Annotated in this window: 21 protein-coding genes, 3 tRNA genes and 1 rRNA gene; 12 read left to right on the top strand and 13 right to left on the bottom strand. The window is 37.5% G+C overall.

Features of this window, described 5'->3' with window-relative positions; all coding sequences use genetic code 11:
- Positions 1–83 precede the first annotated feature (83 nt).
- The 6 genes from AC2JF9_RS05785 to yycF all read right to left on the bottom strand — a co-directional run bounded on the left by AC2JF9_RS05785 (position 84) and on the right by yycF (position 6,962).
- The gene (locus AC2JF9_RS05785; protein ID WP_500725880.1) at positions 84–1,295 is read right to left on the bottom strand and encodes a S1C family serine protease; all 1,212 of its coding nucleotides are present in this window, start codon (positions 1,293–1,295) and stop codon (positions 84–86) included.
- A 69-nt stretch (positions 1,296–1,364) separates the two neighbouring features.
- Positions 1,365–2,162, bottom strand: coding sequence for an MBL fold metallo-hydrolase (locus tag AC2JF9_RS05780; RefSeq protein WP_500725879.1), 798 nt, complete (start codon positions 2,160–2,162; stop codon positions 1,365–1,367).
- Positions 2,163–2,177: 15 nt separating this feature from the next.
- On the bottom strand, positions 2,178–2,999 hold the full coding sequence (locus AC2JF9_RS05775; protein WP_500725877.1) for a two-component system regulatory protein YycI: 822 nt from the start codon (positions 2,997–2,999) through the stop codon (positions 2,178–2,180).
- 1 nt (position 3,000) lies between these two features.
- Positions 3,001–4,344, bottom strand: a complete 1,344-nt coding sequence (gene yycH / locus AC2JF9_RS05770; protein WP_500725876.1) for a two-component system activity regulator YycH — start codon at positions 4,342–4,344, stop codon at positions 3,001–3,003.
- On the bottom strand, positions 4,325–6,181 hold the full coding sequence (walK, locus tag AC2JF9_RS05765) for a cell wall metabolism sensor histidine kinase WalK (RefSeq protein WP_500725874.1): 1,857 nt from the start codon (positions 6,179–6,181) through the stop codon (positions 4,325–4,327). The genes yycH and walK overlap by 20 nt, the downstream gene beginning before the upstream one ends.
- A 64-nt stretch (positions 6,182–6,245) precedes the next feature.
- Positions 6,246–6,962 carry a response regulator YycF gene (yycF, locus tag AC2JF9_RS05760; protein ID WP_500725872.1) on the bottom strand — a complete coding sequence of 239 codons (717 nt, stop codon included), beginning with the start codon at positions 6,960–6,962 and terminating at the stop codon, positions 6,246–6,248.
- 141 nt (positions 6,963–7,103) lie between these two features.
- On the opposite strand from yycF, the gene AC2JF9_RS05755 reads away from it, so the two are divergent.
- From AC2JF9_RS05755 to AC2JF9_RS05710, 10 genes are all read left to right on the top strand, one after another.
- A tRNA-Lys gene (locus AC2JF9_RS05755) sits at positions 7,104–7,176 on the top strand.
- Between the two features lie 173 nt (positions 7,177–7,349).
- Positions 7,350–7,422 (top strand) — tRNA-Lys (locus AC2JF9_RS05750).
- A gap of 333 nt (positions 7,423–7,755) precedes the next feature.
- Positions 7,756–8,070 carry a PadR family transcriptional regulator gene (locus AC2JF9_RS05745; RefSeq protein ID WP_500725871.1) on the top strand — a complete coding sequence of 105 codons (315 nt, stop codon included), beginning with the start codon at positions 7,756–7,758 and terminating at the stop codon, positions 8,068–8,070.
- 191 nt (positions 8,071–8,261) lie between these two features.
- Complete coding sequence (locus tag AC2JF9_RS05740) at positions 8,262–9,128, top strand: DUF4097 family beta strand repeat-containing protein (RefSeq protein ID WP_500725870.1); 867 nt, start codon at positions 8,262–8,264, stop codon at positions 9,126–9,128.
- A gap of 177 nt (positions 9,129–9,305) precedes the next feature.
- Positions 9,306–10,031, top strand: a complete 726-nt coding sequence (locus tag AC2JF9_RS05735; protein ID WP_500725868.1) for a DUF4097 family beta strand repeat-containing protein — start codon at positions 9,306–9,308, stop codon at positions 10,029–10,031.
- A 133-nt stretch (positions 10,032–10,164) separates the two neighbouring features.
- Positions 10,165–10,926, top strand: a complete 762-nt coding sequence (locus AC2JF9_RS05730) for a lysophospholipid acyltransferase family protein (RefSeq protein WP_500725866.1) — start codon at positions 10,165–10,167, stop codon at positions 10,924–10,926.
- A 17-nt stretch (positions 10,927–10,943) separates the two neighbouring features.
- Complete coding sequence (locus tag AC2JF9_RS05725) at positions 10,944–11,783, top strand: glycosyltransferase family 8 protein (protein ID WP_500725865.1); 840 nt, start codon at positions 10,944–10,946, stop codon at positions 11,781–11,783.
- A 23-nt stretch (positions 11,784–11,806) separates the two neighbouring features.
- Positions 11,807–12,754 carry a glycosyltransferase family 8 protein gene (locus tag AC2JF9_RS05720; RefSeq protein WP_500725864.1) on the top strand — a complete coding sequence of 316 codons (948 nt, stop codon included), beginning with the start codon at positions 11,807–11,809 and terminating at the stop codon, positions 12,752–12,754.
- Positions 12,751–13,638, top strand: a complete 888-nt coding sequence (locus AC2JF9_RS05715) for a lysophospholipid acyltransferase family protein (protein WP_500725862.1) — start codon at positions 12,751–12,753, stop codon at positions 13,636–13,638. The genes AC2JF9_RS05720 and AC2JF9_RS05715 overlap by 4 nt, the downstream gene beginning before the upstream one ends.
- A 76-nt stretch (positions 13,639–13,714) precedes the next feature.
- A complete protein-coding gene (locus AC2JF9_RS05710) occupies positions 13,715–13,945 on the top strand; it encodes a cytochrome b5 domain-containing protein (RefSeq protein ID WP_500725861.1) in 231 nt (76 codons plus the stop codon).
- A 56-nt stretch (positions 13,946–14,001) separates the two neighbouring features.
- Here AC2JF9_RS05710 and aroD read toward each other — a convergent pair whose 3' ends face one another.
- From aroD to AC2JF9_RS05690, 4 genes are read right to left on the bottom strand one after another with little or no spacing between them, the layout of a single operon-like run.
- Positions 14,002–14,760 carry a type I 3-dehydroquinate dehydratase gene (gene aroD, locus AC2JF9_RS05705; protein WP_500725859.1) on the bottom strand — a complete coding sequence of 253 codons (759 nt, stop codon included), beginning with the start codon at positions 14,758–14,760 and terminating at the stop codon, positions 14,002–14,004.
- 13 nt (positions 14,761–14,773) lie between these two features.
- Positions 14,774–15,688, bottom strand: a complete 915-nt coding sequence (locus tag AC2JF9_RS05700) for a shikimate dehydrogenase (RefSeq protein ID WP_500725857.1) — start codon at positions 15,686–15,688, stop codon at positions 14,774–14,776.
- Between the two features lie 35 nt (positions 15,689–15,723).
- Positions 15,724–17,493: an FAD-dependent oxidoreductase gene (locus AC2JF9_RS05695; protein WP_500725856.1), complete on the bottom strand. Its 1,770-nt coding sequence runs from the start codon at positions 17,491–17,493 to the stop codon at positions 15,724–15,726.
- Between the two features lie 20 nt (positions 17,494–17,513).
- Entirely contained in the window at positions 17,514–18,710 is a 1,197-nt protein-coding gene (locus AC2JF9_RS05690; protein ID WP_500725854.1) for an MFS transporter, read from the bottom strand.
- A gap of 302 nt (positions 18,711–19,012) precedes the next feature.
- On the opposite strand from AC2JF9_RS05690, the gene AC2JF9_RS05685 reads away from it, so the two are divergent.
- Positions 19,013–19,924 carry a LysR family transcriptional regulator gene (locus tag AC2JF9_RS05685; protein WP_500725853.1) on the top strand — a complete coding sequence of 304 codons (912 nt, stop codon included), beginning with the start codon at positions 19,013–19,015 and terminating at the stop codon, positions 19,922–19,924.
- Between the two features lie 94 nt (positions 19,925–20,018).
- Here the strand turns inward: AC2JF9_RS05685 and AC2JF9_RS05680 are convergent, their stop codons facing one another.
- Entirely contained in the window at positions 20,019–21,899 is a 1,881-nt protein-coding gene (locus tag AC2JF9_RS05680) for a flavocytochrome c (RefSeq protein WP_500725851.1), read from the bottom strand.
- Positions 21,900–22,016: 117 nt separating this feature from the next.
- Between AC2JF9_RS05680 and AC2JF9_RS05675 the strand changes: the two genes are divergently transcribed.
- The gene (locus AC2JF9_RS05675) at positions 22,017–22,943 is read left to right on the top strand and encodes a LysR family transcriptional regulator (protein WP_500725849.1); all 927 of its coding nucleotides are present in this window, start codon (positions 22,017–22,019) and stop codon (positions 22,941–22,943) included.
- 93 nt (positions 22,944–23,036) lie between these two features.
- On the opposite strand, the gene AC2JF9_RS05670 is transcribed toward AC2JF9_RS05675, so the two are convergent.
- Positions 23,037–23,109: transfer RNA gene (locus tag AC2JF9_RS05670), tRNA-Asn, on the bottom strand.
- Between the two features lie 11 nt (positions 23,110–23,120).
- Positions 23,121–23,237: ribosomal RNA gene (gene rrf, locus AC2JF9_RS05665) — 5S ribosomal RNA — on the bottom strand.
- Between the last annotated feature and the right edge of the window lie 7 nt (positions 23,238–23,244).

The following is a 23,244-nucleotide window of genomic DNA, read 5'->3' as shown; positions in this document are numbered from 1 at the left end:
TTTTGTTAACAAAAAAGCTATACATACGATTAGATTCGCTTAGTATAGCCTTCTTTTTGTCTAATTAATGAATATTCCTTAGACTAATTTGCTTCTAGTTTGATATGGAGATTAATTTCTTTTCCACCACGATTAATAGCTAAAGTCACTGTTTCACCGACTTTGTGATTATACAAAATGCCGTGTAACGAAGCAACGTCAGTCACTGTTTTACCATCAACTTTTGTTATTACATCGCCAACCTTTATCCCGCCATTAGCTGCTGCACTATTTTTGTTGACTTCCGCAACATAAATACCACTTTTCAAGTTCGACTTAATATTCAGATGCTTTTTATAACTTGAAGGAATTCCTTGCAAAGCAATTACTTTTACACCAAGTTGGGGACGAACAATTTTGCCCTTTTTAACAAGTTGGTTAACAATGTTAACCACTTCATTTGAGGGAATAGCAAAGCCCATTCCTTCAACAGAAGTGCCGTCGCTTGATTGGGACAGTTTCATCGAGTTGATTCCAATTACTTGCCCAGCAGAATTGACTAAAGCACCGCCTGAGTTTCCCGGGTTGATTGCAGCATCAGTTTGAATAACCGTTTGCTGGTTCGCAGAAGTAGTAATGTTACGAGCTGGAGCTGATATGATACCCTGCGTCACAGTTGAAGCATATTCGCTGCCTAGCGGCGAACCAACAGCAATAACCGTTTGACCAGCCTGCAGGCTCTTAGAGTCGCCAAATTCAGCTGTTTGGGTTACGTAGCTGGCATCGATTGCTAAGACGGCCAGATCAGTTGTAGCATCTGTACCAACAATGCGCGCATTAACAGACTTACCGTTGGAGAGCATCACTTTAACTTTGTCCGAGCCAGAAACAACATGGTTATTAGTTACAATGTAACCCTTATTTCCTGACTTCATGTATATAACACCGGAACCCTCACTGTAGGTTTGCAGTTTGCCTTTGCCCTTGGAATTGTCATCTTGGTCATCACCAAAAATGCCAAATACTGAGTTATTACTACTAGTTGACTGACGTTTTAAGTTAATAACTGAAACAACAGCTCCTTTAACATTATTATATGCAGGAGTCATGGTACCACTAGTTTTGGCACTGTTTTTTGATGTCTTCGAACTACTAGAAGTAATTGTGGTCTGAGCATTGTTATTATTCAAATCTGCATTATTAATTTGGTCAAGCGCAACATATGAAACGCCGCCACCGATTATTCCTGCTACAGCACCAACAATAATGGTTCTAGCAAGACCATTTTGCTTATGCCCTGAATTTCGATTGTCCATTTTATAATCTCCTTTACATGACTTCATCCAGTATACTAACAAAGTTTTAAAAAATATGTGATTTTATCTTTAAATTTTCACTAAATTCGTTGGTGCATCAGAATCAGTCATAATAATTTCAGCATCGTTTGACAAATTAGCACTACCATCAAGTAAAATCCGTTTAGCCGTATCGTAAGCCAGCTTAGCCGTATTATTATGCTGACTACGATGAGCTAAAAAGATATGTTTGGTTTTATCAGAGACTACATCTAAAAGTGCATGTGCTGCATCCTCGTTGGATAAATGCCCGACGTCTGACAAAATTCGCTGTTTCAAACTCCAAGAATAAGGGCCATTGCGCAGCATCATATCATCATAGTTAAACTCAACCATGTACGCATCTGCATCTTTAATCACGTCTTTAACTTTTTGCGAAACATAACCCGTATCCGTTAAAAAAGCTATTCGTTTTCCACCACTGGCAAAAACATAGTATTGCGGATCAGCTGCATCATGACTAGTTGCAAAAGCAGTGACGGCAACATCACCGAAAGTTTTGGTTTGCTTTGGTTCAATTATTTTCATTTGCGCTTGTGGAATTTGACCAATTTTTTGCGTCTCATCCAAATATTTCCACGTTCCCCTATTAGCATATGCTGCAATTTTGGGATAACGGCGCATTAACACACCCAGCCCTTTGCTGTGATCAGAATGATCATGGCTTAAAAAAGCCATGTCAATGTCATTAATGTCGACATCAACTTCATTTAGTAGCTCTTTGATTTTTTTACCGGATAAACCGGCATCCATTAGAATCTTATGCTGTTCGGTTTCAATCAGGCTAGTATTGCCGGTTGAACCGCTGGCTAAAACAGAAACCCGCACACTGTCTATTCCTTTCTAGTTTTTCTGTACATTATATGAGCCACTCTGCAAAATTTGCCCTGTAAATGCATTGACTCTTTTAACAGTAATATTCTTAGTGGTTTTGTTTTCAACTAAAATCAGCCACGTCGGCAATAATATCGTGCTGCCACGGACCTCTGTTAATTTGGAATAGCCCAGTTTAACTTGGATTACACGCGAATTATTAACAATTTCTCGATCTGTATACATTGCCTTGACCGCATGCCAGGCACTAATAATTAATTGCGGTTCACGCACTGAACTAATTGGACCCATATATGAAATTGTATAATTAGTAATTTGACCGTTGTTCACATTAATTGTTAACTGCGCATCACTATCATAAATTTGTCCATAGTTAGTCTTTTGCACATAGCAATAAGTACCTTCACCTGACATACTTGGGGCATAAGTAAATTCTTTTCCATAAGGGACATTGGCAGGATTATTCTTAAAGTCTTCCAACTGTTGCAAAACTTTCTGATGGCTGCCATTAAGTAAAACCATCGCTTTAGGCGTTCCAGTTAGTGAGTTATCAGATTTTGAATAATGCGTCGTAACTTGCGTTAAATTGCTATTTTTAGCGGAAAGATAGTCTCGATTCTTGGCAGCTAGATAATAACCAGACTGCTGCTTATGAGAAATATGTAGTGGTACATCAATTCCGTCAGCCCGCATTTCCGCACGAATGCTAGTTGAGGTACTACCAGCAGTACTGGTTAAGTTAATCGGTGAACGCCAGATTTCAATTGCGAGGTAGAGGTCAATTAACAGGAAAACGACAAAAAATAACCATTCAATTCTCTTTCTGTCCACCTTATTTCCCTCCTTCCGACTCTGTTTCCTCAACTTTATTTAACTTATTAAAGTCTTCTTGCTGCCACTCTTGTACATTCTTCCATTCGTTATACGCTTTAATAAAGTACATTGGAATCAAATTAACTAAATTATCGCGCGTATTATCTTTCTCGACCTTGAATGCAACAATTATTCGCTGTATTTCTGAGCGCTTCATACCCGCATTGGTTAATCTTTGAATTACCTCATCAGTAGGCGGTAAAGAACGTGTCTGACCGTCAAAGGGGATAGGTATTTGCAGGTCAAGGTTATTAAAAGCAACTTCAGTCGCACCTTGAGATAAAGTCGTGCTAATTTGCGGACTATGCTCTCCCATAAAGACAGGCATCCCTTCAATATAGTTGCTGTAGCTTACTTTTTCACCAACTGTATCAAAATACCGCAAATCCTGCTCGCTCAGGCCAAGTTTATGTACATACTCAACGCCGTTTAGCAAGCGATCGTTTTCCGTCAGCTCCTTTTGTTTTTCATATTTAGTATACAAAAGATCATGTTGATCGCTTTTAGCATCGGGTACGCGTAGCTTTGTATAATAGTTAAGCGAATAGACAGTCTGACCTTTTTTACTCGTCCGCGTCGATACGTTAGTTGTACCCAGAAGACGCGACACAAAGTAAGAATCGGTTTGGCTATTAGTTAGATAACTATATACCCGCCAGTCTTCAGGTTGTGTATAAAAAGTTTCATAGCTATTTTTCAAGCGTACGAATTTAACTGGTTTTTTGCCACGGATGTTGCTAGCATAACTGCGTAGTTTTTTAAAATCAGCATTTTTTAGTTCAACACGATAGATAGTTGAAGTTTCATCATTTCCAAGGTATAAGTACTGGTTGCTGGATGAAATAAAAGATCGTCTGAATTTTTGATCACCGGTTTTCAAGTTCCTTTTTGTAAATAGATTAACGTTGACTTCATTAGGAAAAGTTAGTTGGATATACTTTGGATTATTGAGCATTTGTTCATATTCTTTTTGACCAGAACTAACTTCTTTAATGCTCTTATACTGTACTCCTTTAAGTTCCTTAATAAATTCAAGTGGCAAGTTTTTTTTGGCATCATATAAGCGGTACGGTTTGCCATCTTTAAAGCCGTAAGAACCAGTCGGAAGATACAGATTAGAAATGATGCGGCTGCGGCGATTGCGTGAATTTTGCGTTACATTGCCTACCTGGTCAATATGACTAAAGTACTGATCATTTGTCATAATGAAAATCCATAGGACAATCGAAAGGACGAAGACAGCAATTGTCCCAATTGCTAACAGAATGTCACTAAATTTGAATCTAGACTTCATCCCAATCATCTCCTTCACTCATTGGTTCATATGGTAAGGAAATATAGAAAGTTGAACCTTTGCCTTCACTACTATTTGCCCAAATTCTACCATGATGTTCCTCGACAATTTCCTTAGCAATTGCCAATCCTAGCCCTGTACCGCCTTGTTCACGAGAGCGCGCTTTATCAACTCGATAAAAGCGGTCAAAAATTTTATTCAAGTCTTCACGCGGTATTCCCAATCCTTGATCGGTAATGCTTAAAATGATTTTTTGTTGTTCTTGACGTAGTTTAACGGTAATGATACCACCATCAGGTGAATACTTAATTGCATTATTCATGATGTTGTCAATAACCTGGGCAAACTTGTCCGTGTCAATTTCAACCCATAAAGCTTGATTGCATAGCTCTCTTTTGATTTTATATTTCTTTTTTCCTTCCTTGGCATCGGTTTTAACAATCATATCGAAGCGATCCAAAATGTGAGAAACAAAATCATTAAAGTTAGCCCATTCCAGGTCAACTTTGGAAACTCCACGGTCCATTCGGGACAAGCTTAGCAATTCACTAATCATTCGAATCATACGCTCAGTTTCTTCTTGGGTAACTTGCAAAAATCTTGGTGCAATATCGGGATCTTTCCAGGCTCCTTCATTTAGCGCCTCAATATAGGCATGCAAACTGGTAAGCGGGGTACGTAGCTCATGGGAAACGTTTGAAACGAATTGTTTTTGCGAATTTTCATTTTTTTGCTGTTCAGTAATATCGTGCAAAACACAAACGCTACCGGAAACAAAGCCAGTTACTCTTTTAATTAGTGAAAAACTAGCGTGTAAAATCACTTCATCACGCGTGCCTTTATTAAGGGTAATGGCAACGCCTTTTTGACTGGCAATTAAGTCTTGCGAGCTTTCTTCCAATCCCAGAACAGTCGCAATTGGTTTGTTAATGATGTTTTCTTCCGTGGTATTTAAAAAACTTAACGCCATTTGGTTAACAACGTTAACATTACCATGCCGGTCTGTTGCTAAAACCCCATCGCTCATATGCGACAGCACACTGTCTAAACGCCGCTGTTCACTTTCAGATTCTTCTTGTGAACGCTCAATTCGCACCGATAATGTGTTAAAGGCCTGGCCTAACTGCCCTAATTCATCATTTGAATAAATTTTAACCTGACTAGAATAATCGCCTTCCGCAATGTTGAGCGCCTGACTTTGCATCTCTTCAATTGGTTTCGTGATTGCGTGCGAAACAACTAGCGACAGAATTGCCCCCATTACCGCGGCAATTAAAGAAGTAACCAAGAACATCAGCGAAATATTTCGTAAATCGTTAAATACTCCTTGCATTGATGCTCGTACATAAATTGCCCCTACCGTATTAGCCGAACCGTTACCAGCATTTAGCGGCGTAACCTGAATCATATAATCGCCATGATCGTTAATAACTTTGGTTGCTTGTCTGCCCGTTGAAGTTACTTGTTTAACCAAAGTATTATTAACACGTTGGCCGATGCGGTTTTTATCATTTAAATTGGACACTGCCCGAATAATATCTTTATTATCAACAACAATAATTTCACTAATAGTGCCAATGCCATTGCTATAGTCACTAACAATCCGATTTAAGTTAGCATTAGAGTGCTTATCATCTTTTAAAAGTTGAGCCGAAAGCTGATTACTAACAATTGGTAACACCTGAATTGACGACTGAAAGCTTTCAATACTGTTTTGCTCTAATTGGCGCGTGAAATAAGCCCCGATTACTTCAATCGTGGCAATAATCATCGCCATAAAGACGACTGCCAAAGTTGTATTAATAGAAATAGTTAAATGCTTAAACTTGTTTTTTAGTTTTTTCATAATTTTAAAAAGTTTGATATAAAAAGAAAGCCACGCATTATGTTAGTTCTGCGGGCTTTCTTCACTATTCTTCAGTAGGCTGTTTTACATAATAGCCAACACCACGACGAGTCACTAAAATCTGCGGTTGAATTGGATTATCTTCGATTTTTTCACGTAAGCGGTGAACTGTCACGTCAACTGTGCGAACATCACCGAAGTAGTCGTAACCCCAAACTGTTTGTAATAAGTGCTCGCGAGTCATGACTTGATCCATATGTTGCGCTAAATAATAAAGCAGCTCGAATTCACGGTGCGTCAACTCAATTTTTTTGCCTTCTTTTTCTACTATATAGGCATCAGGCATGATAACTAAATTGCCAATAGTAATATTCTTAGTAGCAGTATCTTCACCATCACTTTCAACTTTTTTGGCAATACTGCGCCGACGTAAATTAGCCTTAACTCGAGCGACTAGTTCGCGGTTAGAGAAAGGTTTAGTTACGTAATCATCGGCCCCCATTTCCAGACCTAGTACCTTATCAATTTCTGTATCTTTAGCGGTTACCATAATAATGGGCAAGTCATGAGTTTGTCTAACTTCACGCGCAACATCCAAGCCATCTTTTTTTGGTAGCATTAAATCTAGAATCATCAGATCCGGATTATACTCTTCAACTTTTTTGACAGCTTCTTCCCCATCATAGGCAGTGTCGACGTCGAAGCCTTCTTTAGTCAGATTGAATTTGATAATATCTGAAATCGGTTTTTCGTCATCGACAACGAGAATTTTCTTTGGCATCGAAAGCCCTCCTTTGGTTAACATTATACTGTTTTTTGGATTATTAGCCAAAAAAGTCACGCAAACTTAATAAAAAAACTTGCATTTAGAATAAAATAATAGCATAATAGTTTCCGTTAGTTATTTGTAAATAGCGCTTTTGGGTGGCTAGCTCAGTTGGTAGAGCAACGGACTCTTAATCCGTGGGTCCAGGGTTCGAGCCCCTGGCCACCCATCGTAAACTAAAACAGCAATCATTTGATTGTTGTTTTTTTGTTGCTTGCTTTTCTGAGTTGCAACTAGTTTGCAATTCACCTTTTTATCAAACCGGAATTTTTTTAATTATTTTGGCAAAAGTGTTGTCAAATAGCCTAAAAATTGCTATTATACTTAATTGCCAGCATAAATGGGTGGCTAGCTCAGTTGGTAGAGCAACGGACTCTTAATCCGTGGGTCCAGGGTTCGAGCCCCTGGCCACCCATCATAAATAGAAATAGCACTGCAAGAAGTCGGTGCTTTTTTTATTACCTAATTTTAGAGGTTTTTATCAACCATTTCTCTACTAATGTCAGTCAATAATTGCTCCGAATAGTCTCCTATTCTCTCACCTTGTATTTTGCACTCATAAGTTCCCAGGCAATCATCATTAAGCCACCATTGTTCTAAAACTTTCCGAGCGAGAGGCTCATCTTTATAATTATTATTTTCAAGTGTTTTTCTTTATATATTAAATTAAAAATTACCAAATTATAGTTTTGCCAACCTTCAAAGTCTAAGTTAGAATGATATTAAGAACAATATTAGGAGAAAAAGTATGGCAATACAAATTCCTACTCGTTTATTAGATGGTGCCGTGTTAGCTTTCCTGGCGAAAAGCGATTTATATGGCTACGCATTAACTCAAAACGTGCAGGAGGTTTTCGATATCTCTGAGTCGACAATTTACCCAGTTTTACGCCGACTTAAAAAACAAAACTGCCTAGAAACTTATGATGAACCCTATCAGGGACGAAATAGGCGTTATTATCACATAACTGCTGACGGAAGTGCTCTATTAAAAACTATTCAAAGTGAATGGACTGAATTTAGTGAACAGGTTAAGCAAGTTTTAGGAGAAAAAGAAGGATAAGGAAACTACTGACTATATTTAAGATTCGTTGGAAACTTCAACTAACTGGTAATTTCTTTTGACTTTCCTCAATCGAGCAAAAATTTGTCAATTGAGCACCTGTCATAGTTTTTAGCAACCGTTTCTCATCTTACTGTTATTTATTGCCATGTTTTTAAAACAAAATGGATAAGCTATAGAGAGGATAAAAAATGAAAAAGTTTTATACAATTTGTGCACTATTATTTGCTGCTTTTTTCCTATTTGTTGGTGGAAAAATATACTATGACGTGCGCACCCAAGATCATTCAGAGACCCAGTCCAGAAAATGGAGTGAGTCCAATTATCAAACTGACAGAAGAACCTTCCCGGTAAAGAAATTCACTAAAATTAACTTGAATTCATACCGACCAGATATCAAGATTGTTGCTGGTGAAAAGTGGAAAGTTACTATTAATGGCAGTCACGGGGCCGATATCAGTAAGATCAAAGCTTCCGTTAAGAATAGCCAATTAACTATTTCTGATGAGCCAGAGCATCATTATACTGATGGCGATTATAAAGTTGAAATTACCGTTCCTGAAAAGAATGCAATAGCAGAAATAACTGGCTCATGTGATGCAGGAGATTTTATCTTAGAAAATTTGACGGTTTCAAAAATTGATGTTAAGCCAAATTATGGCGACGCTATTTTTAATAACATTACTGTCAAAAGCCTAAATTTAGCTATGAATGACGGTGATTTTAAAGCAACTAATTCAGTTCTATCAAATGCCAGTTTAACTTTAAATGAGGGCGATGTCGAAGCTACTGACAGTCAGTTTAAACTAAAAACAGCACTCAACGATGGCGATGTTTCAATCAAAAATTCAAAAATTCTTGGCAACAGTTCATTTCACCTAAACGATGGTGACTTTTTGATGATGAATGCCCCTAAAATTAATTATGACCTTTCAACTGATCCCGATGAAGAAATTAGGTTCGGCAGATCCAATCATATCGGTCACTTTGCTAAAAGTATCAGTGGTAAGCCACTTCTTAAAGTAATTTGCACTGACGGCGATATTAGTATTCTTTAACTAAATAAAGTAATCAACAAAAATCTAGTATAATGCTAGATTTTTTACTTTAAAAGTTGAACTAAGAGCTTGCTAAAAACTTATATTATATATTCTTTACGGTTTGAATTCTATTGCTTATCGATCTGTCCAATACTATTATTAGCGAAAATAGCTAAACAAATAATGGAGCTTAATATGAAAGACTTTCTTAATAGCAATTATGACGAAGATGATTACGCTGAAGCAACTGATTCTCATTCCCAGCAAATCAACTTACCCCAATTCAATGAAATAGATTCTGATACTTACATTTTTAGCATTAATGTTCATGCCGGTTCTTGTTATCGTGCAATCATCTTTGGCGAAGGGCAAGAAAATGTAAAAGTTGATGTTGTAGGACAAAAACTAGTAATTAGAGAAAAAAAGACTAACTTTAAAAAGAAACACGTATATTCCAAAAATCCTTTAATCATCATTACAATTCCAGAAGGTACTGAACTCATCCGAATTAAGGCTAAAATATCCGCAGGAAGCACTACTCTAGTTCAATTGACTATGCAAGAGCTAGATCTAAATCTGCTCGCTGGTTCAACAAGATTAACTAATGTGGTTGTTAAAAAACACACTAAAGCTACGCTTTCGGCTGGAAGCCTCAAAGTCACGAATTGTACGTTAAATATTAATGCGGATCTCGCTGCAGGTTCCGCTAGGATTGAGCAATTACGTGGAAAAAACCATATAACTCTTTCGGCCGGTTCACTGACCTTAATAGAAGACACAGATATGAGCTACGATTTGTCCTCTTCTGTTGGAATAATTACGTATCATGGAGAAAGACAAGGTCATCATTTCCGCCACGATGTTTCTGGAAATGATAAGTTAATCGTCAAGTCTAGCGTAGGCTCAATCAAAATTAAATAAAAGAATCCTTATTTTGATTTAAGATCAAAGTAGGGCTTTTTATATACCTCTTTCTATATGCAATAATACACCTTTTTAATCTTGAGCATTTCATGATAAAATTACTTAATGTTGTTATTGAAAGAAGGGTTTCATGGGTAAAAGAAAGTACTACTACCATCACTTAACCGATGACTTGGTAGATAGTCAGAACCAAGAGTTTCAGCTACCCGAAAGCTATTCATTCTTTCCCACTTCTCGTATTAGCAAGGGTTGGTCGCTTATCGTGCGACCAATTGCCCATTTAATTAGTTTCATTTATATTAAGCTGTTTTTACACGTTCATATAGTGGGAAAAGAAAAGCTAAGTGCGGTAAATGGAAGGGGATATTTTGTTTATGGTAATCACACCCAGGCCTTTGGCGATGTTGTGCTGCCATTGAGCATTATTCCCACCAAAAATTACTATGCAATTGGGGCACAGGCGAATTGGGGCATTCCTATTTTAGGCAAATTTGTTTTGCCTTACTTTGGTCTTCCTGTCGGTAAAACTCTCAGTCAATCTGGTAAACTAATCAAGGCAGTTTCGACAATCATTAACGATAAGAAAACTGTTGTCATTTATCCAGAAGCACACGTTTGGCCTTTCTACACTAAAATTAGGCCATTTTCCGAAACCAGTATGCATTTTCCGGTAGCGCTGAAAGCTCCAAGTTTTGCAATGACTACCACATACTCCAAACCCAGTTGGGGCAAACGTCCTCAGATAACAGTCTATTTAGATGGCCCCTTTTACCCAGATTCAGACCTAGAAAAAAAGCAAGCCCAGCAGAAACTGCATGAGCAAATCTATTTAGCAATGCAAAAACGTGCAGCATTGAGTAATTATCAATACTGCACTTATGAACAAATTTAATTGTAAGGAGTTCAACAATGAATATTCTTTTTTGCGGCGATCATAACGCTGAAAACGGCATTCTTATTGCTATTCTTTCTCTGTTAAAAAATAGTGGATCAGAAGAACTCCATATCTACATCCTTACGATGTATACTCAAAGTTTTAAGAAACAGTTTAGTCCTTTTAGTAAACATGCGGCCGATTACCTAAAATCGCTTTTAATCAAGCAAAATCCTAAAAGTACCTTGAAATTAATGGATTGCACAGGTTTATTTGTCAGAGAACCTTTAATTGCTAACATGAGCACACATTTTACGCCATATGCTATGTTACGACTATATGCAGATCAAATTCCGCAGCTACCAGATAGAATTTTGTACCTTGATGCCGATGTAATTGTTCGTCGCGACCTAGCTGAATTTTACCATCAAGATTTAGCCAATACTGAATTTGTTGGTGTTCTTGATTACTGGGGACGTTTCTTTTTCCACAACCTACACGAACGTAAACCTTTTGATTATATTAATTCCGGGGTACTACTACTTAATTTGCCAGAAATTAGAAGAACTAAATTGTTTGTTAAAATCAGACATCTATTGCAAACTAGAACTGTACCCATGCCTGACCAGTCAGCGCTTAATCACTTTGCTAAGGAAAAGAAAATTGCCCCTCGCTGCTATAATGAGCAATACAAATTAAAACCAGATACAGTAATTCAGCATTTTACAACTAGTTTTCGTTTCTGGCCTATTTTTCATACTCAAACCGTTAAACCTTGGGATGTCAGTCGGGTTCACAAGGTATTGAAGCTGCATGAATATGATGATATTTTAACTGAATACCTTGATTTAAAAGCCAACTTAGTGCAAGATTAGTATTTAATTTGGAGGAATAATATATGACAATCCCTGTTTTTTTCGCTATCAGTGATAATTTTACTAAATACGCCGCGGTTTCACTGAATTCTTTGGTCAAACATGCTGATCAGAATAAGGATTACACCGTTTGCTTTTTAAGCCAAGACTTATCTGATGAACATAAGCAAGATTTACTTGATTTAGGCTCTGATAATGTCCATGTGGAGTTTTTTAAAATTAATGATGAAATTGTCGCACCAATTGAAAACCGCCGTGAAAATTATTTAAGAGCTGATTTTTTCACAATGTCGATTTTTTATCGTCTGTTTATTCCAGATTTATTTCCACAATATGATAAGGCAATTTATATTGACAGCGACACAATCATAAATGATGACATTGGTAAATTATATGACACTGAACTTGGAAACAATCTGTTTGCTGCTTGTACAGATTCTTCAATTCAATTCGTGCCCAAAATGGTAGCGTATATCAAAGATGTTCTAGATCTTGAGCCTAAAAAATACATCAATTCTGGTATGTTGGTATTAAACTGTAAAGCTTTTCGTGATGAAAAGTTCATCCCGCACTTTATGGAACTTCTGGAAAAGTATCACTTTGATTGTATTGCCCCTGATCAAGATTATTTAAACGAAATAGGTGACAAGCGTATTTTGCATCTTGATCCCAAGTGGGACGCAATGCCAAACGACAATACTCAGCCACTTTCTAATCCAAGTTTGATTCACTATAATCTATTCTTTAAACCTTGGCATTTTACTAATATTCAATATGAAGAATACTTCTGGAACAGTGCAAAAGAAACCAAGTTTTACCATGGTTTAAAGGACGAACTAGAAAATTATACTGATAAGCAGCGAGCAAAAGATCGGGGTAAGCTTGACCGTATGCTAGCTAAAGAAGATGAAACTGTTAATGACCCGAATAATTGGGCCCGCGTTAAAGAGCGAGGATCAGTCAATTTATGATTATTGGCGATAATCGTGAGAAAGTAATTCAAAACATTAAAGAAGCTGCTAACCGCGGTGATTGGACTGCAAAAGTCGAAGTCGGTGACCCAGTGTTATCTCTGGCGGAACGTAAAGACTTAGTCAACACTTTTTGGGCTGAGCAAAGCACCTTAAAGGGTAAAGTTAACGATCGGATTGGCCATTTATTTTTTAATACTTTGACCCGCTTTTTCACTTCTACTACAAAGTTCGACGGACTTGAAAATCTTAATAATCTTCCTAAAGGTGGAGCCATTATTACAGCTAATCACTTTAATCAACTTGACTCGTTACCGATTAAGCATTTAGCAAATAAAACCCACCACCGACTGGCAATTGCAATTGAAGACACCAACCTCAAATTACCAGGTATTTTGTGTTACCTAATGAACTACGTGGGAACTATTCCGCTGGTTAAAAGCCCTAGCTATGTCGGCACCGAATTCCCCCGCCACCTTCATGATGCCCTTGAAGAAAACAATTGGGTATTGATATTCCCTGAACAGGAAATGTGGTGGAATTATCGCAAACCACGTAAGTTACAGCGCGGTGCCTATTATTTTGCCGCAAAACAAAATGTTCCAATTATTTCAACTTTTATTGAAATACAGTCAACTGAAAAGCTAGAAAAAGATCATCCCAACTTTTACCAAACTAAATATATCGTTCACGTTCTACCAACAATTTATCCTGATATTAAACTAAGCGCTAACGAAAATTCTAAGAAAATGCTGGCCCAAGATTATAAGCAAAAAGTTGCAGCTTACGAAAAATTTTACCACCGCAAGTTAGACTATACTTTTACTCCATGGGATATCGCAGGGTGGCGCTATAATTATCAAAACCAATCCAAAAACCAATAGACTTATTTGTTTTTTTGAACTATGATATTCGCAGGTTAACATTTGTTAGTTAATAGGCAGAAAAGAGGTAACTTCAATGGAGAAGTTTACAAAAGAATCTTTAGCAAAATTTGATGGTAAAAATGGTAGTCCAGCATATGTTGCAATTGACGGTGAAGTATATGATGTAACTGGCAATCCTCACTGGGCTGAAGGTGAACACCACGGCAATTTAGCTGGCCGCGATTTGACCGTTGAAATTGGGCAATCGCCTCATGGCAAGAGTGTCTTGGGCAAGTTGAAAAAAGTTGGTACATACGAAGAGTAAACAAAAAATCAGGTGCTCCAATAAAATGGCGCACCTGATTTTTTGTTTACTTTTAATTATTGTAATGCCAAATAATTTTCAGCGTTACGTAAATCTTCAATTGACAGTTGTCCTGGAGCCGAAGTTTTACCAACAGCACCAAAAGAAAGACTTGAACCAAAAACTTGGCCGGCAACCCTAGTTACTTTGCCAATATCGCCCATTGCCATCGTAATCAGGGGATTAGGAATTAATTCGCTAGTTTCACTCGTGGCTGCAAGTAACGTCAGCACGTCGCTTGCATTGTGCGGCATACAGGCCAGCTTGGGGACATCTGCTCCAAGTTCCGCCATCTTTTTAAGCCGGAACTCAATCACATCTTTTGCAGGAACCTTTTCAAAGTCATGATTGCTCATAATTACAATGACATTATAGTCGTGAGCCAGTTGCACCAAGTGTTTGACTCGCTTTTCATCATGGAAAAGCTCAATATCAACCGCATCGCCAAGACGTTTTTCAATTAATGTCTCTATTAAGTTAAGATAATCGTCTTCACTTAGCTCACAGGCACCACCTTCGTTCTTGGTTCTAAAAGTAACTAGAATTGGTAACTCTTTAACACAATTACGAAGTTTTTTAGCGGTTTGGGCTAATTTTTCTACGTTTTTAATACCAGCAGAATAGTAATCAATCCGCCATTCCAGCAAATCAGGTTTGGCATCTGCAATTTTCATAGCTGAATTTAAAATCTCTTCTTCATCGGTGCCGACATTGGGAACAGCAATCTTGGGCAGACCTTCTCCTAGCACAACATTTCGGATTTTTACAGTAGACATTTTTTCGCCTCAACTATTGGTTTTCATCAGAAAACATAATTTCTCGGATATAGTCGGTGGGCATATCCTTACCAGTCCATAATTTAAAGGATGCGGCACCTTGGTCAATCATCATGCCGATTCCATCATAGACATGTTCAACGCCGGCTTCTTGGGCAACCCGCATCAGTTTTGTTGTCCTCGGTGCATAAACCGTATCAAAGACAACCATATCCTTATGAAACCATGACGGATCTGAAACTAGCGTCTTGTCTTCAAGAGGTTTCATACCGACACTAGTAGCATCACAGTAAATATCACTTTCAGCAATTGACTGCCTGAAGGCATCTTGATTGCTCAATTCAGTTAAAGAAACCTTACAGTCTGTTTTTTCCTGAATGGTTCTGACGTTCTTTTCAGCCTGAGCCCACTTATCATCTTTAATATTGAACATCCTAATTTCTTTTGCGCCATCAAGGGCAGATTGAACTGCAATTGGCGTTGCGGCTCCACCGGCACCGGTCATAGTCATTACTTTACCTTTAATGGAGATGCCCTCATCCTTAAGAGACTGAACAAAGCCAATACCATCGGTCGTGTAACCTGTCAAAACCCCATGATCGTTAACGATAGTATTAACGGCGTCACACATTTCTGACGCTGGGGATAATTTATCAAGATATTTAATAACTTCTTTTTTATTTGGCATTGATACGTTTGAACCGCGCATATCTAAAGTGCGGATTGCATCAACTGCACCTTCCAGCTTATCATTGCCAATTTCAAAGCACAGATATGTATAGTTCAAACCCAATTTTGCAAAAGCATTATTGTGCATTGTTGGTGACATCGAATGACGAATAGGATAAGCCATCAAACCAATTAAGTATGTGTGGCCGTCTAACCAGCCGGTAATTGGGCCGTTAACGCCAGTAATTTTGTTAACCATTATTTTTCTCCTTTATAAAATAGTATAATTTTTCTTTATTTGTGTGTTGCACCAGTGGCTACATCCGTATCTACACTTGAAGCTGTTGGGGCTTGATAAGAATTGGCATTATCCGCTGCTTCTGTTCCCGCAACAAAACCTGATGCATAGCTCCATGAATTCATCATGCTTGGCATTGAGTCGTGGCCGTTTGCACCACCGATAATTTCACCGGATGCGTAAAAATTGCCAATCGGATCAAATTCTTTGTCCAAAAGCTGCATGTGATTGTTGGTTTCATAGCCGCCCAAAGTAGTGCAAAAGCGCAGTTTTTGTTCGATTACATAGTAAGTGTCGCCAACGTATTCGTGCATATACTGAACAGGCCGACCAAATTCAGCATCATTTCTTGATTTAACGGCTTCATTATAGCCAACTAATGTTTTTTGCAGATTTTCAAAATTGATGCCAGCTTTCTGAGCTACTGTTTGTAAATCGCCTTTAACTAAAATTGGGCTCTTTTTACCTTCCAGATTAAAAAATCCCTGAATTTCATCAGCTGTAAATCCATATTTTAAAAGCAGTTCATAGAACCTGTTCCAAGTTCTTTCATCCATTACTACAAAAGCAATTTTATCTTTTTGGGCAGCGATTGCATCCCTAAAGTGAGTGTATGGTGCGGACTCATTAACGATTCGCTTACCACTTGTGTTAACAAAAATTGCTCCCATATCACTTGCCTCTTTAGTCGAATAGGTCGTCAGTTTAGCAATGCCTGGCTCAACTTCTAAGCCATGAGGGTAAATCTTGTACCAGTCGAGATTGCGTGATACTAAGTTCATATCTTTCGCAAAGTCAAAGTAGTCTCCAGTAGATGTCATTGGACCATAGTAAGGAATATCCGTCTTGTGTTCACGGTAGTCACGCGCTCCCCATCCACCTGCAGCCATCACTAGCGACTTAAAATTCACTTTCACAGTTTCGTATTTACTTTCGGCAATGAGTGAGATCAATTTTCCCTGTTCGTTTTTATTTAATTTTTCAACCCGGGTTTCGCTTAAAATTTTGCCTCCCTTTTTTACAAAAGCTTCGGACACTTTAGAAATCAACTCGTAAGAGCTCTCTGAAGGCATTTCAATCTGGCGGTCGACCGTATGCTCAATTGTTTGCGTCTCGGCTTTTTGATAAGTCAAAGCCGCAAATTCAGTAATAAAGTCAACAGCCTTGCCAATATTGTTAACAAGCAAGTTTGAAAGCATAGGGTAGTTAGTTCCACGGCTCTCGCGAGCAATGTCCTTAGCTAAAAGAGTCGGAGAGTCAGCTTGAGCCTCTTTGCCAAATAATTTTGCAGACACTTTAGAACCAGTGCCGACAACGTTTGAACCGTTTAAAATAGTTGCACCGCCAAGATAGCCGTTTTTTTCAATTAAAAGTACACTTTTGCCCATTGCAAGTGCCCGGCAAGCCGCCATAAATCCAGCCATGCCTGAACCAATTACTGCAACATCAGTATCAATAGTTTTATCTGTATGAACTTGTTTTTTTAACTTAGAATTTACTTTAACGCCGTCGGTTTCCAGCGCTCTTTTACCAGAGTCTAATATTGCCTGGGTCATAATTGAAGCACCAGAAATCGCATCTACGTCAAAACTTTGGTTTTCAATGATGCTTTTCTCGAGCTTATCAACAACTTGATTAAAAATTCCCGGTGTCTCATGGTTTTTAGTTACCTTGAGTTTTTTAATTTGATTGTCTTCAACATTAATATCAAAATCAATTTGACCATTGCGTCCAGTGGCATGAGCTTTAATTGTTTTCTCTGACATAAAATCACCTTCTAAACCTATTAACCTTTAATATTAAATTTTTTACTACGGATAATTAAAATTGCTGATAAAACTACTGAAATAATTGCAATAATCGCGGTAATCCAAAACACTAACAATGTACTGGTAGAATTGGCTTTTAAAACAAATGCTGCAACTAGAGGGGCAACAAAGTAAACCATTGCTGGTGCAAAACTGTAGTATGAAGTGATTTTACCGTGACTTTGCGGAAAGTAGGAGGTTAAAACTGACAAACCGACTTGCCAAACCCCACCAGCAGTGAAAAATCCAACTGCTAATGCGCCAATTTCCCCTGCAATTAATGATGGCTTAAGAACCATAAACAATAATCCAAGTGCAGTAATAGCAGAATATGTCATGATTAACTGGAGTCTTTTGACTTTAGTAACTAGCGCTGAAGTCACAAAAACTGAAATCAATGAGGCAATCGAATACCATGAAACCAACTGATTAGCATTCGCTGCTGGTTGGTTTAAAACGTATTGACCATAATATGGGGCATATAAAGAAAATATGTAGAAAGTAAAACAAAGGGTAAATCCTAAAGCGATAATCATTAAACCGTCAATTGCTAACTTAGGCTGATTATCACTAGTTGAATTATCCTCACTTTCACTTACAGATGTTGATTTTTTATCAACTATCTGCGATGCATAGGTGGTTTTAAGCGTAACTAATACATCAACTAAGATAATAAATATTAGTATGCCAGCCGTAACTCTAGGGTTTTTTATCAATTTAACGCAGAATGGAAATAGCATCTGCATTACTTGCATTGCTGCTTTAACAAATGAATTCATGGTTGCAGTTTTATCAGGAAAAGCATCTGCTAAGGCAGGATAACCTGCTGTATCTCCAAAAGAATTGGTTGCCCCAAAAAACAGCGCAGCGATTCCAGCAACCCAGATGCTATTTGCAAAAGCAGCACCTAATAAGAAAATTGCATCACAAATTAAGGCAATTAATAACGTTTTTTTTCGGCCAATTTTATCTGAAATGGCACCCGCAAATAGTATTGTAATAATTCTACCCAGGCCAACCATTGCAATTACAAGTGAAACTTGTGTCTCATTTGCATTCCAAGCTTGAGCTAATATTTGCCGATATTGACTAATAAATAGTGTTGCAGCTCCAACAACTGCAAAATGCAGATAAACAGAGGTTGCAACTCCAGCATAATTTTTCTTTTTTTCCATAACTTTACCTTTCTAATTTAGCCATTGATAAGCACCATTAATATATCCTACTTCGAAAAATTAGAATAATTGATTATGAACCACTAAATATTATTAGCGCCTATAGATTAAAAGCGCTATCATATCAGAAAGAGCAAGTTATTTATCTATTTTTTTGGATAATTTTTTGATTTTTTATTGTTAAAACAATAAAATCTAGTTACTTACGTACATTTTGATATAGTTATTATCAATACTTTAATTAAAATTATTAATACAATACTTTAATCTTTATTACTCTATATTACTTTTGAGGTAAAACCATGAACTTAAATCAACTTTATTACTTTCGCGAATTGGCTGAACAGGGGCAATATACCAAAGCAGCTGAAAATCTATATATCAGTCAGCCAACATTATCTGTATCAATCAAGCAGCTAGAAAATGAACTGCATTGTAAACTATTCAAACATAACGGTAGACATGTGCAATTAACTGATTATGGAAGAATACTTTATGATACCGTCGTTAAATCTATAGATACCCTGGAACGAGGAAAAAGAAAAATTAATCAAAAGGTTAGTCAAGATTCTGGTAACATCCATGTTGCTGGAATTCCGACTGCTATTGGTATTTTGTTACCTAATTTAACTAAACAATATGAGCAAGAAATTGGTTATTCTCCTCATTTTATTTACCACGACAATCCTTCGTACCAAATTTGCGAAGGAATAAAAAATGGCTGGTATGATATCGGAATTTGTTCCTATGTCCCTGAATTTAACCAGTTCACTTTTGTTCCGCTTTATACGGAAGAAATCATCGCTATTGTTTCCCAGGATAATGAACTGGCTAAAATTTCAGAAATGTCACCTGAAGAATTACAGGGAGAAACAATTATTACTTATACAAAGAAAATTCAAATTGGTAAAGACATAAGTGATGCTTTATTAGCAAGAGCGTCCAATCTTAACATCACTAATCGGCTACATGATGAACTGGCAATTGCCGGACAAGTTCTAACAAACAACATAGTTGGTATAGTGGCTAAAACAATTTACCTGAGTGGCTTTGACATTCATCAAATTAAGCTAAATTTACCCAAAAATACAAGAAAAGTATATTTAACTTATGACCCCAATCAAATTTTTTCACCCGAAGTCACTAATTTTATAGATTTTATCAAAGGCCGCAAAAAAGAAATTCAAGAGATAGTAGACAGTATCCCTATCTAATAAAAAACAGTTTGCCAACTTAGAGTATGGCTATATTTAAAATAAAAAAATAGCTAACCATTTCGGTTAACTATTTTTGTTTTTGACAGAAAAACTAGTGTTGGGAAGCACCAGTTGCTGCATCAGTATCCTTAATCTCGCTGCATGCTGTGTCTGCTGCAATACGGCCAAAAGTAAAGATATCAGCTAATGAATTACCGCCTAAGCGATTACCGGCGTGGAGTCCACCAGCAACCTCACCTGCAGCATATAAACCTTTAATTACTTGACCATGCTTATTAAGAACCTGAGCTTTTGGATTTATTTTCAAGCCACCCATAGTATGATGAATTGCTGGTTTACGTGGCGTAGCATAAAACGGCGCCACTTCACATTTAAGATTGAATGCACTCTTGCCAAACTCTGGATCCTTACCTGAATCTACATAAGAATTGTACTTTTTAATCGTATTAACTAAAGTATTTGAATCCATGCCAGCTTTTTGAGCTAATTCTTCAAGCGTATCAGCTTTCAATAAAGTTCCGGCTTTTACTTGTGCTTCTAAAGATTCCTCGGTGGTGTTATAAGCAGTTTTCTTAATCTTTTCATCCGCAATTAAGTAGAAAAGCGTTCCGTTGGCAATTGCTGCTTTAGCCAAAGTATCCCGTTCTGCAAATTCGTTGACAAAGCGTTCACCTTTTTGATTAACCATAATAAAGTTTTCCGGGGGAGTTTGAATACCAGTAAAGAGTTCACCAGTCTTTGGATCGGAAACTGGCATTAATTGAATAAAGCCCATACCAACTAAATCAGCGTCAGCTTCTTGACCTAAAGCAATTCCATCTCCGGTAATGGCCGGAGAATTAGTTGTAGCAATGCCATCATCAATATGTTCCCAGTAAGTATTGTATTTCTGCACCATCTTGGTATTTGCGCCAAAACCGCCAGAAGTTAAAATTACTTTTTGTGCATGAACAGTAACTTTGCTGCCATCATTTCTTTCAGCAATTATACCTACAACTCGCTCATTCTCAGTAATTAAGTGCGTTGCCCGTGTTTCTGTTAAAGTGGCTGCACCATGCTCTCCAATCCATTTGCCTAAAACACTAATAAAAGCGTAACCCATTGGTTCAACTGGCTTATGGCCTCTACGCCATAAAGCACCTACAGGCATCGTCACTTCACTACGATCAAACTTAACGCCTAAATCCGTCAGCCACTTAACTGAATCAAGCACATTGTTAACTAATTCGGTTACTAAAGCGTAGTTACCGTGAATTTCGTTTCCGTTTAAATCTGTCCGCTTGCCTCCCAAATAAGTCTGAATTTCGTGAAGCAACACTGAATCAAATAAGCAATCTTTTCCCGACTCAACGTATTCATTGATTTGCTTTTGTAGTTTCTTGAAGTCTTCTTGATATTCTGGGTCAATTTCATCAATCGACATTGCTGCTAATTTTTCTAAACTTTCTTTTTCACCAGCTAAAGTCTTAAATTGATTTTGCCATTCTGGCTCCGCTGCATTAAGTGGACCGCCTGCACGGGTTGTATTACCACCGATCTGAGGGTACTTTTCAAGTACAACAACCTTTTTACCGTTTTGAATCGTTCTTGCTGCTGCAGCAAGTCCCGCACCGCCGGCACCAATTACAACAACATCGGTATCTAATTTCTGATCTTGGCCACTAGCTAAGGCTGGCTTAACACGAGTTTTCCATTCTTGCGCGTCTCCACCAGCTTCACTAATTGCTTGCGCAATGCCATCAACAACGCCATGACTTGAAATTGTTGCACCACTAACTGCATCAACATTTAAAGTCTGATTAGCAATAATTTCTCTTGGCAAACGCTTAAAAACCTCATCAGCGACACCTTTAGTTTCGCCACTAGAATCAATAGCAATATCTTTAATGCTATCTTCTGAAAGGGTAACTTTCATTGGCATAAAGCTTGAACCATGACCCTTTGCTTTGACATTATATGTACCTGGTTTCATTATGCTTGCTTCCTCCTTATTGAATGCTTGATAGTTAAATTTTACTAAGTTTCATGATTAAGGTGAAATAGTTTTATAGCAAGTAAGCTATAATAAAAATGCTATGGGAGGAAATATATGAAAGATCCAGAAATATTACAGCATTATATCGATGTCTTGTTAAAAGAAAGTAATTTTACCCGTGCAGCACACGAGTTATACATTTCTCAACCATACCTAACACAGTTAATTATGAGACTGGAACGTAAGTTAAAAGCCAAAATAATTAATCGTGAAACTATACCTTTTACTTTAACTGAAGCAGGGATTATTTATTATCAATATCTTGAAGCAGCTATCGCTAATAATCAAACTTTAATTGAACAGTTAACCCCATTCGCTATGCCTAATAAAGAAGTGATTCGAATTGGCGTATTGGAAAGTTTAGGAACATTTTTATTACCAGAACTTTTACCAGATTTTCTGACAGCAAATCCTAACATAAAAATTCAGTTATCCGAAACTTATCCCCGTAAAAATGAAACAAAACTTCTAAACGAGGAAATTGATTGTTATTTGGGACAAACTCCGGAATCACTCAATCATGGAATCGACTTTTATGTTAATGGTGGCGAAAATTATTATGTCATCATTTCTCCTAAGTCGCCCTATTTCAAAAAAAATCGCTTTATTCTAAAGCCAAACGAATATGATATCAAAGATATTTTGCAAGAGCCATTCGTTGTCAGTTCTGCTAATTCCGCAATCAGGCGGCAAGTAAATGGTGCCTTTCAAAAATTTCACGTTAGCCCAAATATTGTTTTAGAAAGTAACAGCGTTCTAACAGCAACTAATTTGGCAATTAAAGGCGTGGGTTTAACAATTTCTGCTGCCAGCATTATTAAGCGAATGGCTCAAACTCCAATTAACCTACTTCCACTTGACAATAATCTGATTCAAATAAAATACTTTATTGCGATCAAGCATAGATCCCAACAAACTGAAGGACTGCAAAAATTAATCAAAGCATTTACCAATCTGACAATTCAGCCTAGCATTAAGTAAGCCTAAGCAATCTTTAATTGCCTAAAAACATTCAGTATTCAATAAAGCCAAAAAAGAGAGGACCAGTAAAGGTCCTCTCTTCTTTATTACTTGCTCCGGCTGTCAGACTCGAACTGACGACATCTTGATTAACAGTCAAGCGCTCTACCAACTGAGCTAAGCCGGAATATTAAAAAAGCACGGCAGCTTCCTACCCTCGCAGGCAGTCTCCCACCAACTACTCTCGGCGTTAAGAAGCTTAACTGCTGTGTTCGGCATGGTTACAGGTGTTTCCTTCTTGCTATTGCCACCGTACTTTTTC

It is taken from the genome of Lactobacillus sp. C449L (assembly GCF_059900815.1).
The sequence above is the reverse complement of the archived record's forward strand: the minus strand, read 5'-3'. Positions and strand labels throughout refer to the sequence as shown.